General features: G+C 41.9%; 13 protein-coding genes. 12 read left to right on the top strand and 1 reads right to left on the bottom strand.

All coding sequences use genetic code 11. The annotated features are described in order from the left end of the window. The first annotated feature begins 2 nt into the window (after positions 1-2). Positions 3-932: an alpha/beta hydrolase gene (locus FC30_RS05765; RefSeq protein ID WP_010688728.1), complete on the top strand. Its 930-nt coding sequence runs from the start codon at positions 3-5 to the stop codon at positions 930-932. A 50-nt stretch (positions 933-982) separates the two neighbouring features. Here the strand turns inward: FC30_RS05765 and FC30_RS09340 are convergent, their stop codons facing one another. Then, a complete protein-coding gene (locus FC30_RS09340) occupies positions 983-1,099 on the bottom strand; it encodes a DUF4044 domain-containing protein (RefSeq protein WP_010688729.1) in 117 nt (38 codons plus the stop codon). Between the two features lie 197 nt (positions 1,100-1,296). Here FC30_RS09340 and FC30_RS05760 point away from each other — a divergent pair, with 197 nt between their 5' ends. The 11 genes from FC30_RS05760 to FC30_RS05710 all read left to right on the top strand — a co-directional run bounded on the left by FC30_RS05760 (position 1,297) and on the right by FC30_RS05710 (position 12,937). Beyond that, on the top strand, positions 1,297-1,674 hold the full coding sequence (locus FC30_RS05760; protein ID WP_035448944.1) for a DUF3397 family protein: 378 nt from the start codon (positions 1,297-1,299) through the stop codon (positions 1,672-1,674). Between the two features lie 206 nt (positions 1,675-1,880). Beyond that, a complete protein-coding gene (gene rsmH, locus FC30_RS05755; RefSeq protein ID WP_010688732.1) occupies positions 1,881-2,828 on the top strand; it encodes a 16S rRNA (cytosine(1402)-N(4))-methyltransferase RsmH in 948 nt (315 codons plus the stop codon). A 13-nt stretch (positions 2,829-2,841) separates the two neighbouring features. Continuing rightward, positions 2,842-3,210 carry a cell division protein FtsL gene (ftsL, locus tag FC30_RS05750; RefSeq protein ID WP_010688733.1) on the top strand — a complete coding sequence of 123 codons (369 nt, stop codon included), beginning with the start codon at positions 2,842-2,844 and terminating at the stop codon, positions 3,208-3,210. Beyond that, positions 3,207-5,354: a penicillin-binding transpeptidase domain-containing protein gene (locus FC30_RS05745; protein ID WP_010688734.1), complete on the top strand. Its 2,148-nt coding sequence runs from the start codon at positions 3,207-3,209 to the stop codon at positions 5,352-5,354. The genes ftsL and FC30_RS05745 overlap by 4 nt, the downstream gene beginning before the upstream one ends. A gap of 33 nt (positions 5,355-5,387) precedes the next feature. Further along, the gene (gene mraY, locus FC30_RS05740) at positions 5,388-6,350 is read left to right on the top strand and encodes a phospho-N-acetylmuramoyl-pentapeptide-transferase (protein WP_010688735.1); all 963 of its coding nucleotides are present in this window, start codon (positions 5,388-5,390) and stop codon (positions 6,348-6,350) included. Positions 6,351-6,371: 21 nt separating this feature from the next. After that, positions 6,372-7,742, top strand: coding sequence for a UDP-N-acetylmuramoyl-L-alanine--D-glutamate ligase (gene murD / locus FC30_RS05735; RefSeq protein ID WP_010688736.1), 1,371 nt, complete (start codon positions 6,372-6,374; stop codon positions 7,740-7,742). 1 nt (position 7,743) lies between these two features. Then, positions 7,744-8,838: an undecaprenyldiphospho-muramoylpentapeptide beta-N-acetylglucosaminyltransferase gene (gene murG, locus FC30_RS05730; protein WP_010688737.1), complete on the top strand. Its 1,095-nt coding sequence runs from the start codon at positions 7,744-7,746 to the stop codon at positions 8,836-8,838. Positions 8,839-8,989: 151 nt separating this feature from the next. After that, positions 8,990-9,700 (top strand): cell division protein FtsQ/DivIB, encoded by a 711-nt coding sequence (locus FC30_RS05725; RefSeq protein WP_010688738.1) that lies wholly within the window; start codon positions 8,990-8,992, stop codon positions 9,698-9,700. Between the two features lie 152 nt (positions 9,701-9,852). After that, positions 9,853-11,199: a cell division protein FtsA gene (ftsA, locus tag FC30_RS05720; RefSeq protein WP_010688739.1), complete on the top strand. Its 1,347-nt coding sequence runs from the start codon at positions 9,853-9,855 to the stop codon at positions 11,197-11,199. Between the two features lie 26 nt (positions 11,200-11,225). Continuing rightward, a complete protein-coding gene (gene ftsZ / locus FC30_RS05715) occupies positions 11,226-12,482 on the top strand; it encodes a cell division protein FtsZ (protein ID WP_035448954.1) in 1,257 nt (418 codons plus the stop codon). Positions 12,483-12,499: 17 nt separating this feature from the next. After that, on the top strand, positions 12,500-12,937 hold the full coding sequence (locus FC30_RS05710) for a cell division protein SepF (protein WP_010688742.1): 438 nt from the start codon (positions 12,500-12,502) through the stop codon (positions 12,935-12,937). Positions 12,938-12,943 lie beyond the last annotated feature (6 nt).

Below are 12,943 nucleotides of genomic sequence, written 5' to 3'. Positions count from 1 at the left end.
AGATGAAAAAACACAGAAAAAAGATCATTATTGGGGTCATTGGACTATTGTTGTTGATCTACGTAGGGGTAAATGGGTATCTCGTCAATTATGCTTTTGTGCGTGATTCAGCCAGTTTAGGGGCCTCAGCACCGAAAAAAGCCGAACTCTTGAAGAAAGATCAGGCCTGGTTGACTCAGACTAAGCAACAAACTTGGACAGAAAAGTCAGCTGATGGCAAGTTGACGTTGAAAGCGCGCTATGTACCAGCTAAAAAGGCAACCAATGAGACGATCGTGATCGCTCATGGTTATCGTGAAAATAGCTTGCGGATGGCAAGTTACATTCGGATGTTTCATGACCTCGGCTACAATGTCTTAGCGCCTGATGATCGCGGAGCTGGTAGAAGTGAAGGCCGCTATATAACTTTTGGTTGGCAAGATCGACTAGATTATCAAAATTGGCTCAAGCAGCTTATTGCTAAAAAGGGACAAGATTCCAAGATCGGCTTGTTCGGAGTGAGCATGGGGGGCGCCACTGTTATGATGATGAGTGGTGAAAAATTACCTAAGCAAGTCAAGGTGATCGTTGAAGATTGTGGCTATTCATCGATCAATGAAGAATTAGGGACACAATTGAGTGCGCAATTTGGTTTGCCAAAAGAACCGATCTTAACAACAGCCAGTTGGATGGCTCATCCATTTATCGGATTTAATTTCAAAAATGGGAGTGCAACTGAGCAATTAAAACAAAATAAATTGCCGACGCTATTTATCCACGGCAGTAAAGATAGCTTCGTTCCAACGGAAATGGTGTATGAAAACTATCAAGCCAGTGCTGGTAAAAAGGAATTATGGGTCGTAAAAGGTGCAGCCCATGGAATGTCTTACTACCAAGATCCAACGGTATATACTGAAAAAGTTGGTGCTTTCGTCGCTAAATATATGAACTAAAAAGGAACAGCCTAATTTTTAGGCTGTTCCTTTTTAGTTCATCATTACTTTTAGAATAAAGCACTAAGTGAGCCGAGGATCACACTACCAAGTGTGAAGATCAACATGAGCCAAACAACGACCATGGTGATCTTTTGAAATGTTGTGCGTTTCTTTTTTTCTCTCACGATACTCGACACCTTTCCAATTTTTACTATACTATACCTTTAAAGGTCGGTCGCTGTCAAATCTCATAGTACAAGTGAGTTATTAGTTTCTTTTGATGAAGCGTTAAGTTTTCCTTGTTTTTGGTGTGTCTACAATTGATTTGTAGCAAAAATGCTTGGTATAATAGGGGTAATATTTTTAATTGAGGATGGTAGTGATGTTTACAGCGATCGCAACGTGGTATATCATGCCAATTGTCATTTTGATCATTTGGATGGCATTGACATTTTTAAAGAAAAATTTCGCTAAATATTGGCCTAAACGCTTAAGGATCATCGATATTATGATGTTGGTGTTATTGTTAGGAATCCACGGGCTTTCGGTCACTTTGACGGGGCTTTCGTTATTACCGTTTTTAGCATTTGCGGCTAGTGCTTTTGGTCTAGTCTTGACGGTGTATTTAGTGTATACCGAAGATGACTTTCGGGTCCGCCGTTTTTTTGTGATCTACTGGCGAACGTTAGATATTTTTATCGTTGGGATGTACATTATTTTATTGTTGATTCAGGTCGCAAGTTTTTTAGGTATTATGTGAGTTAAGTACAAACAGACTAATATTTAGTAAATATCTAAAACGTTTTATAAAAATCGCGAATTTGTTAGTTATTATTGTGGTTCAAAGCGTAGAACTATGGTAATATCTAATTGTATAACATATATTTAATACATATTTTGATGATCGTTTTTAGATCGTCGTTATACATTGGAAGCAAGAAAGATGAAAGCTGTAGGAATTAGAAAATGACGGAATTTAATCATGTGACTGTACTATTAGAGGAAGCAGTTGAACAACTCAATATCAAACCAGACGGCGTCTACGTCGATTGTACTTTAGGTGGTGGGGGTCACACCAGTTTAATTTTGTCAAAGCTTTCAGATAAGGGCAGGTTGTTCTCGTTTGATCAAGATCAAACTGCGATCGATTACAATACTAAACGTTTACAAAATGAGTTAGCCAGTAAGAAATTGACCTTTATCAAAAGTAACTTTCGTAATCTAAAGGAATGTTTAGCCGAGCAACAGATCACTAAAGTTGATGGAATCTTATATGACTTAGGAGTTTCTTCACCGCAATTTGATGTTGGCGAACGTGGCTTTAGTTATCAACACGATGCAACACTGGATATGCGGATGGATCAAAGTCAAACTTTGACTGCTAAAACAGTGATCAATGACTGGTCCTACCAAGAATTAGTTCGGATCTTCATGCGCTATGGTGAAGAAAAATTTGCTAAATCGATCGCTCGGCGGATCGAAGCCGCTAGAAAACAAGCACCGATCGAAACAACAGGCCAACTAGTTGAACTGATCAAAGCTGGGATCCCGGCCAAAGCTCGACGTAAGGGGGGCCATCCGGCTAAGAAAGTCTTCCAAGCAGTCCGTATAGCTGTCAATGATGAGCTAGGTGCTTTGGAAGAGTCCTTAGATCAAGCGTTTGAAGTGCTTGATGTTGGTGGGCGGATCAGTGTGATCACGTTCCAGTCGTTAGAAGATCGTTTAGTTAAAACGATGTTCAAAGAAAAAGCGAGTTTACCAGAACTTCCTGCCGGATTACCAATTATCCCAGCTGAACTTGAACCAGAATTTAAATTGATAACACGTAAGCCGATCTTACCGTCTGATGCGGAACTCGAAGCTAATCATCGGGCACACTCGGCTAAATTAAGAGCAATTGAAAAATTAAAGTAAAGGATGTGAGACTTTGGCACAAGCAGCAAGAAAACTCGAAACACCTCAAGCTCCACAGGTAAAAACTACGCTAGATCAGCAACCACAAAATACAGCTGGACAGTTGCGAAAGATGTATTTTAAACAAGAGCGCAATGCAGCGATCGCTTTAGGTGTATTATTAGTGGTCATGTCATGTTTGGTGATCTGGTCGAATACGGCCGTGACCAAGACCCAAGCAACGATCCAAGATATCAATCAAAAAGTCTCAACTTTACAGACTTCAAATGCTAACATGAAAGAAGAGATCAGCGAACTGTCTAGCCGGACACGTTTGATGGAGATCGCCAAGGATGTTGGTTTACAAATGAATGATAAAAACATAAGGAATGTTACCAAATGAGTACTAAAAAACGGCAGATAAATGTAAAACAAGACCCGCGAAATCGCAGTTATTTTGGAAGAGCGTTATTTTTCATCGTCATCATCGTCTTTCTTACATTTATTGGTCGTTTTTTTTATGTGGGTTTGACACACACGGCTCACGGAAAAAATCTGACCAAATTAGCACAGGCAATGTATGCCGAACAAACTGAGATCAAAGCCAAACGCGGGACGATCTATGATGCGCAAAATCAACCGATCGCTGAAGATACGACGACTTATTCGATCTATATCGTCTTATCTAAATCGGCGAAGACCCTTGAAGGTAAACCGGATTATTTGCAAGATTCACAAAAGACTAAAGCTGCTAAGGTCTTGAGTCAAAATTTAGGGATGAATTATGATGACCTGCTCAAGCTCTTTGATGCCGACGATGGTCTCTATCAAGTTGAGCTTGGTAGCAAAGGTAAACATATCTCAATGGAGACCAAAAAGAAGATCGAAGCTGCTAAGATCAGCGGGATCAAATTTACGCCTGCTCAAGCACGGTTATATCCTAACGGGGTCTTTGCGTCTCACTTAGTTGGTCTAGCAGAAAATGAACAATCTCACTTAGTTGGGGTCATGGGCTTAGAAACGGTTTTTGAAAAACAACTAAAGGGCGTCAACGGAGTCAATAAGCTCGCGATCGATTCACGCGGGACGACTTTGCCTAATTCTAAATCACAAAGTAAGCCCGCTAAAGATGGCGATAATGTTTATACCACTTTAGATACGCGGACTCAGACTTATTTAGAGACTTTGATGAATAAAGCGCAAGAAACTTATAAGCCAAAATCGATGACAGCTGTTTTGATGAATGCCAAGACGGGCGAGATCATTGCGGCGAGTCAACGGCCGACCTTTAACCCTCAGACTGGAGAAGGGCTAAATGATATGTGGCGCAATATCTTGTTAGAAGATACTTATGAACCAGGTTCGATCATGAAGATCTTGACGATGGCAGCAGCGATCAATAGTGGAAATTATAATGCTAACGCCACTTTTAAGTCAGGTTCTTATCAGATCGACGGTCAACGGATCAATGATTGGAATACGACTGGTTGGGGTGATATCACCTATCGTGAAGGCTTTATTCGTTCTTCAAACGTTGGGATGGCTAAGCTCGAACAAGCAATGGGAGAAAAGACGTGGCTAAATTACATCAAAAAATTTGGTCTTTTGAAGTCAACAAATGCTGGTTTAGGGAATGAAGCAGCTGGTAGTATCGAATACAAATATCCGATCGAACAAGCTAACACTGCTTTTGGCCAAGGAGTAAATGTGACTGTCTTCCAAATGCTCCAAGCAATGTCGGCTGTGGCTAATAATGGTAAGATGGTCAAACCTTATCTAGTAAGCAAAGTTGTTGACCCAAATAATGGTAAGACGGTCTTTTCGCAATCACCAACTGTAGTCGGAAAACCGATCAGAAGCTCAACTGCTAAGGAAGTTCGTGAAATGATGCAAGATGTTGTGACTGATAAAGACGGGACTGGGACGGCCTACAAGATCGATGGTTATGATGTTGGGGTCAAGACTGGGACAGCGCAGATCGCCAACGAAAATGGCACAGGTTATTTAAGTGGTGAGACTAATTATCTCTTCTCTGTTGCTGGGATGGCGCCGATAAATGATCCTAAATACATTTTATACATCACGATGAAACAACCTAAGACCTTTGCTGATCAAGGTGAAACGGGAATGTTAGCTTCTATTTTTGATCCTTTGATGAAACGCGTTTTGGATGAGGCAAATGACTCAAATGATGAAAAGGCACAAACCAGTGTCCCAGACGTGAAGGGGATGTCACCTAAAGAAGCTAGTGAAGAAATGACCCAAAGCGACTTAGTACCAGCAGTGATTGGCGAAGGTAAAAAGGTCGTTAAACAATCACAGACTGCCGGCACGAGCATGTTGACTGGTGAGCGTGTGATCTTAGTCACAAATGGAACGCTGACGATGCCAGATATCACTGGTTGGTCGCGCCTTGATGTGATGAAATTATCCGAGCTGACTGGTATTGACTTAGACGTTCAGGGGAATGGCTATGTTACTAAGCAAAGCGTTGCACCTGGTGAAAAGCTAAGTAAGCAAACAAAATTGACAGTTGAGTTAAAATAAAATAGATAGAAAAAAAGAGGAAGGAAAAATAACATGACTATTTTTCAAATGTTGATCCCGGTGATCAGCAGTTTAGTATTGACTGCTTTATTTACACCGATGTTTATCAGCTATGCACACAAAAAAAAGCAAGGACAAATGATCCGCGAAGAAGGGCCAAGTTGGCACCAAGTAAAAGCGGGAACACCAACGATGGGGGGCTTTACCTTTAATTTAGCGATCATTGTTACGGGGCTTTGGGTCCCACTAGGCTTGCACATACTAAGTCCTAAGATCTTGGTCTTAGACTTTATCTTACTGTTATATGGCTTTTTAGGTTTCTTTGACGATTCCGTCAAATTATGGAAAAAGCAAAATGAAGGCTTGAAGCCTTGGCAAAAATTATTGGGCCAAATAATCGGGGGCTTGATCTTTTTAGCTGTCTATCATCATGAAAAGTTGCCTTTTGCACTTTCATTCTTTGGACATGAGGTCACTTTAGGCTTCGTTTATGTTTTATTTGTGCTTTTTTGGTTGGTCGGCTTTTCAAATGCGGTCAATTTGACCGATGGAATCGATGGGTTGGTCTCAGGCCAAGCGATCATTGCTTTTGGTGCTTATGCGATCATCGCCTATCATCAAGCACAATACGATGTTTTGATCTTTTGTTTATCCGTGATCGGTGCTTTGATCGCCTTTTTAGGGTTCAATCATAAACCAGCCAAGATCTTCATGGGTGATACTGGCTCATTAGCTCTAGGGGGGGCTTTGGCAGCCGTTTCGATCATCTTACACCAAGAGTTGTCGTTGTTGGTGATCGGGATCATCTTCGTCTTAGAAACGCTTAGTGTGATCTTACAAGTCGCAAGCTTTAAATTGACGGGTAAACGGATCTTCAAGATGAGTCCGATCCACCACCATTTTGAAGAATGTGGCTGGAGTGAATGGCGTATCGATATAACTTTTTGGGCAATTGGTCTAGTAGCTGCGATCATTGCAGTTATGACGATAATTTAATATCAAAGGAAGTCGTTAGACATGAAAAATGTGACAGATTATAAGGGTAAAAACGTATTAGTCGTTGGTTTAGGTAAAAGCGGGCTCAACAGTGCCTATCTGTTAAAAGAGCTCGGGGCAAATGTAACGGTAAATGATAAGAATATTCCAGCAGATAAGCAAGTCTTGGCTGAGTTGGAAAATGCCGGTATCAAAGTCGTTGTTGGCTCACATCCGCTTTCTTTATTGGATGATGCGGAATTGATCGTCAAAAATCCTGGGATCACATATACGAATCCCTTGATCGCTGAAGCCCAAAAAAGAGGCTTTTTGATCATCACCGAACCTGAATTAGCCTATGAGATCTCTGAAGCTGAGCTAGTGGGCGTTACTGGGACAAATGGTAAGACGACAACGACGACTTTGATCTCCTTGATGTTAAACCACCTAAAGGATAAAAATAAGGCGTATGCTTGTGGTAATATCGGGATCTCAGCCGTCGAAACGGCCCAAAAAGCAACGGCTGACGATATCTTAGTCATGGAACTCTCCAGTTTCCAATTACTTGGGATCACTAAGCTCCACCCTAAGATCGCGGTCTTGACTAATATTTACGAAGCTCATACCGATTATCATGGTTCACGTGAAAACTATGTCAAGGCTAAGATGCGTTTGTTGAAAAATCAAACTGCAGCTGATCACTTTGTAGTCAATTTTGACCAAGCTGAATGGCGTAAACTTAGCCAACAAGCTAAAGCAAAAGTCGTACCATTTTCACGGACAGCCTTTACTAAAGAAGGAGCCTATGAAGAAGATGGGATCTTGTATTTCAAAGATGAAGCGATCATGCCTGCTGATGAGATCAAAGTTCCTGGCACACATAACATTGAAAATGCTTTGGCAGCGATCGCGGTCGCTAAACTCATGGGGGTAGCAACTGCCGATATCGTTGAAGTATTGCAGACATTTTCAGGAGTCAGACATCGGACTCAATACGTGACAACGTTTGATGAGCGCAAGTTTTATAACGACTCTAAGGCAACCAATATCGAAGCAACTGAAAAGGCACTTGCTGGTTTCAAAACCCCAGTTGTCTTGTTAGCTGGTGGGCTAGATCGTGGCTTTACTTTTGAGCGTTTAGTACCATATCTAAAGGAACATGTCAGTGCTTTAATCGTCTTTGGTGAGACTAAAGACTTATTGAAAGAAGCCGGAAAACAGGCGGGCTTAGAACAGATCGTCGAGGCTAAAGATGCGGTCGACGCTGTGCCTAAAGCCTATGCTCTCAGTCGACCAGGTGATACGATCTTATTGTCACCAGCATGTGCAAGTTGGGACCAATGGAAGACATTTGAAGAACGTGGCGATAAATTTATCGAAACAGTAGAAAATTTAGAAAAAAAGGATGAATAGTATGCGACTATTAGTATCTGGTGGCGGAACGGGTGGTCATATCTACCCAGCGCTAGCACTGATCGAAGCTATCAAACAACAACGACCTGACACAGAAGTCTTGTATGTCGGGACAACTAAGGGATTAGAGAGTAAGATCGTTCCCAATGCTGGGATCCCGTTTAAAACGATCGAGATCCAAGGATTTAAACGTTCACTTTCACCTGAAAACTTTAAGACGGTGTACCTCTTTTTAAAGAGCGTGCATGACTCTAAAAAGATCATCAAAGAATTCAAGCCAGATGTTGTGATCGGCACGGGCGGTTATGTCTGTGGGGCAGTGGTGTATGCGGCTGCTAAAATGAAAGTCAAAACGATCATTCACGAGCAAAATAGTGTTGCGGGTGTGACGAATAAATTCTTGAGTCACTATGTTGATAAAGTTGGGATCTGTTTTGATGATGTGAGAGCTGATTTTCCAGCTAAAAAAGTTGTCTTTACCGGTAATCCACGAGCTCAACAAGTAGCAACGATGAAACCAACGGGTCGTTTGGCGACCGAATACCAGCTTGATCCTAACAAAAAGACGATCTTGATCTTTGGTGGTTCACGTGGGGCTTTAGGGATCAACAATGCTAGCATAGAAGCGATCGAATATTTCAAAGATCAACCCTATCAAGTATTATTTGTGACGGGACGCGTCCATTATGATAAGATCATGGAAGATAGCCGTGTCAAGGACCTGCCTAAAAATGTAGTGATCAAGCCTTATATTGCTGACATGCCATCGATCTTACCCGAGATCGATGCGATCGTGGGTCGTGCTGGAGCCACCAGTTTGGCCGAGATCACTGCTTTAGGGATCCCAACGATCTTGATCCCTAGCCCATATGTCACACATGATCATCAAACTAAAAATGCTCAAAGTTTAGTAAACAAAGGTGCGGCGTTGATGATCAAGGAAAGTGAGTTGAACGGCAAGGTCTTATTTGAAAATATCCAAGCGATGATGGCTGATCCACAAAAACAAGCACAAATGGCGGCTAATGCTAAAAAAGCAGGGGTACCGGATGCAGCTGATCGTTTGATCAAGGTGATGGAAGATTTACTAAACTAGTAGTTAGTGAGAGGGGCTGAAGAGGATCAGATTTTGGAAGAAAAAGAAGCCAGTTGTCCCTAATCAGAAACTTCAACCATGGCTCGAAAAACAAGCAAAACGCGGTCAAGCAAAGCCAAAACCACCAGCCAAAGATCTGTTCAATGGCAAATTGATCCGGCTGACTGAACAGCGTAAAAAAGCATTGCGTCAACAAGCGTTATTTCCGTTAGTCTTTTTTTCGATAATGACACTATTGACGCTTTGTTTGATCTTGCCGATCAGTCGTGTTAGATCAGTGACAGTTGATTCAAATGATAAGCAGTTACGCGTGGCAGTCATCAAAGCCAGTGGACTCCATTACTATGAATCCCTGTTCAATGTGTGGTTCAATGCTAGCAAAATCGAGAATAAGATCCAGAACAAAGTAGGCTTAGTCGAACAGGCAACATTGCGCTATGTAAATGTTAATAATGTGGTGATCGACGTAAAAGAAGAGCCCCAAGTTGGTTATATTTATCGGAATAATAAGTATTATAAGATCGGAACGACTGGTCAACCTTTGAGTGAAGGAACTCCTTCAGTCAAGGGCAGTTACCCCGTATTTTATGCTTTTAAAGATAAGGCCAAGTTGAAATTAGCAGTCACAAAAGTGCAAGAACTACCGACTGAATTGAAAAAGTCCGTCTCAGAGATCCATTATGACCCATCTAAAGTAAATCCAAACCGGATCAAGCTTTACATGAATGATGGCAATGAGGTCATCGCCGATCTTTCGACGTTGACAAAGAAGATGGAATATTACCCTCAGATCGCGACTAAAATGGATCAAAAAGGCATCGTTGACCTTGAAGTTGGGGCGTTTTCATACCCTAAAAATTAAGAATTAGAAATAACTAAAATATTGTGAACTAAATTTTTTATTTTGAGGGGTTGACAAGTAGCCAATTAATATATTTTTGTGTTAAAATTAACCTATTGAATTTAAATAATAAACAATGAGAACATTATTAAAATCATAAGGGAGGCAAATTGATGGGAAACTCTAGTATCTATGTTGGCATAGACATCGGTACGACTTCGATTAAAGTCATAATAGCTGAGTATCTCAAAGACCAGATCAACATAATCGGTTACGGTAATACACGTTCTGCCGGTCTCAATCGTGGAGTGATCGTTGATATTGACCAAGTTGTTAAGGCGATAAAAGAAGCTGTGAAACAAGCCGAAGAAAAGGCAAATATTCAAATTTCTGAGGTGAGCGTTGGTGTTCCAGCTAATATGCTCCAAATAGAGCGTTGTAAAGGGATGATCGCCATCGGAAACGAAGACGGTAACTCTAAAGAGATCAGTGACATTGATGTTCGGCGTGTGACCGAGGCTGCTTTGGTCCAAAATTTACCACCTGAACGCGATGTGATCGATATTGTTCCAGATGAATTTATCGTTGATGGCTTTGATGGGATCCAAGACCCACGAGGGATGGTCGGCGTCAGATTAGAGATGCAAGGGGTAATGTACACAGGTCCCAAGACGATCTTACATAATACTCGTAAATGTATCGAACGGGCAGGGTTAAAGGTCAGAGATATGATCGTAGCCCCACTTGCATTATCGCAAGTTGCCTTGACCGATGGCGAAAAGGACTTTGGAGCGATCTTGATCGATCTTGGCGGTGGTCAAACGACTGCTGCTGTAGTCCACGATCATCAATTGAAGTACACTTATGTCGATCAAGAGGGTGGCGATTATGTGACCCGTGATATTTCGATCGTCTTGAATACTTCGATCGAGAATGCTGAGATCTTAAAACGCAATTATGGCTATGCCGATGAAACATTAGCTTCAAATGAAGATACTTTCCCAGTAACTGTTGTGGGACAACAAGAGCCAGAGATGATCACTGAAGAGTATCTAGCTCAGATCATTGAAGCGCGCTTACAGCAGATCTTTGGTAAGCTAAAAGCTGATCTAGATCGGATCAATGCTTTACAGCTACCTGGGGGGATCGTATTAACTGGTGGCTTAGCAGCCTTACCAGGTGTCAAAGAATTGGCCCAAAAGATCTTTGAGGTCAATGTTAAAGTCTTTATTCCTCAAGAGATGAATTTACGGATCCCATCTTTTGCACAGGTCATCGGGATCGTAGAATACGTCACGCAAGAAAATGAGATCGATCAGATCGTCAGACGAACGCTCGACGGTCAAGAATTCATCAGTAAACCAAAAGTAAACCAGCTCGATGAAGATGAGCAACAAGATATCAAGCCTGATTTTGAGCCGGTAGCTGATGAGTATGATACACCTAAGGATAAAAAGAAAGATGATAAACCTAAGGGAATGGATCGATTCAAGGCGATATTTGACAAATTCTTTGACTAAAAGATTAGGAGATGGAGGAATATAGAATGGAATTTTCATTAGACGCAGATCAAATGGAACATGGTGCCACAATTAAAGTTATTGGTGTTGGTGGCGCTGGTGGTAATGCGGTCAACCGTATGATCGCTGATGACGTTAAAGGTGTGGAATTTATCGTTGCAAACACAGATGTGCAAGCATTGAAGAATTCTAACGCTGAAACAAAGATCCAATTAGGGCCTAAATTGACTCGTGGATTGGGTGCAGGGGCTAATCCTGAGATCGGAAGTAAGGCGGCCCAAGAAAGTGAAGAAGCTTTAGCGGAAGCCTTGAGTGGTGCCGACATGATCTTTGTCACGGCCGGTATGGGCGGTGGTACTGGTACTGGTGCTGCACCGATCATTGCTAAAATCGCTAAAGAACAAGGTGCTTTGACGGTCGGGGTCGTAACTCGTCCATTTAGTTTTGAAGGGCCAAAGCGGGCTCGTTTTGCTGCTGAAGGTGTAGCCAAGATGAAAGAGCATGTTGATACTTTAGTTATCATTGCTAACAACCGCTTGCTCGAGATCGTTGATAAGAAAACACCGATGTTACAAGCTTTCCAAGAAGCAGATAACGTGTTACGTCAAGGTGTGCAAGGGATCTCTGATCTGATCACCTCACCAGGTTACGTGAACTTGGACTTTGCTGATGTGAAGACCGTGATGCAAAATCAAGGTTCTGCTTTGATGGGGATCGGTTCCGCTAATGGTGAAAACCGGACCGAAGAAGCAACTAAGAAGGCTATCTCTTCACCATTGCTCGAAGTTTCGATCGATGGGGCAGAACAAGTCTTGTTAAACATTACCGGTGGTCCAGATCTAAGCTTATTTGAAGCTCAAGCTGCTTCAGATATCGTTTCCCAAGCGGCTACAAGTGATGTCAACATCATCTTTGGGACTTCGATCAACGAATCCTTGGAAGATAATGTAGTCGTGACCGTGATCGCAACTGGGATCGATAAAAAGAAAAAAGAAAGTAGCACATCTAAAGTTGTACCACCACGGACGTTCAACACGCCAACGCCAAGTGCACCAGAAAACAACACGGCTGCACGCCCAGCGCAAAATAATGATCCATTGGGTGATTGGGATCTTTCACGCGAGATCAATGGTACAAGAAAAGCAGCCCAACAACGTGAAACTGAATTTCAAAATGTTGAGAAGAAGGATTTTAACGTCTTTGGTTCCAATTCTTCAGCTGAACAAAGTAGTGACGAAGACGATCTAAATAATCCACCATTCTTTACTCGGCGTCGTCATTAAGACAAGGAGGCTGAAAAATGTCATTTTCAAGCAAACTCAGTAGTTTCTTCAGCGCAGATGATGATTTTGAAAATTACGAAGAAGAGCCACGTGAGGAAAGTTATCCAGAATCTAAGGCTACCACTGAAAGTCGAGATGAGAGAAACGTAATGGCTTTGCACAATGAACGTCGGCCGCTTGAAAAGAAGATCATGCTGTTTGAACCTCGGATCTTTTCTGATGTTAAAGCGATCGCTAGCAAGCTTTTAGCTGGGCAAGCAGCTGTCGTTAATTTTCAAAGGATCGATGATGAACAAGCACATCGTGTCGTTGATTTTCTTTCAGGCGTAGTTTTTGCAGTCGATGGTGAGATCCAACGCATCGGTGAACAGATCTTTTTATGTACTCCGCATGACTTTGAAGTTGAGGGCAACTTAACTGATACGATGCGTAATGGTGATTATAAGTATAATTAAGGAGAA

This window comes from Ligilactobacillus animalis KCTC 3501 = DSM 20602 (assembly GCF_001434535.1).
Taxonomy (GTDB): Bacteria; Bacillota; Bacilli; order Lactobacillales; family Lactobacillaceae; genus Ligilactobacillus; species Ligilactobacillus animalis.
This window is presented reverse-complemented; position numbering and strand designations above follow the sequence as displayed.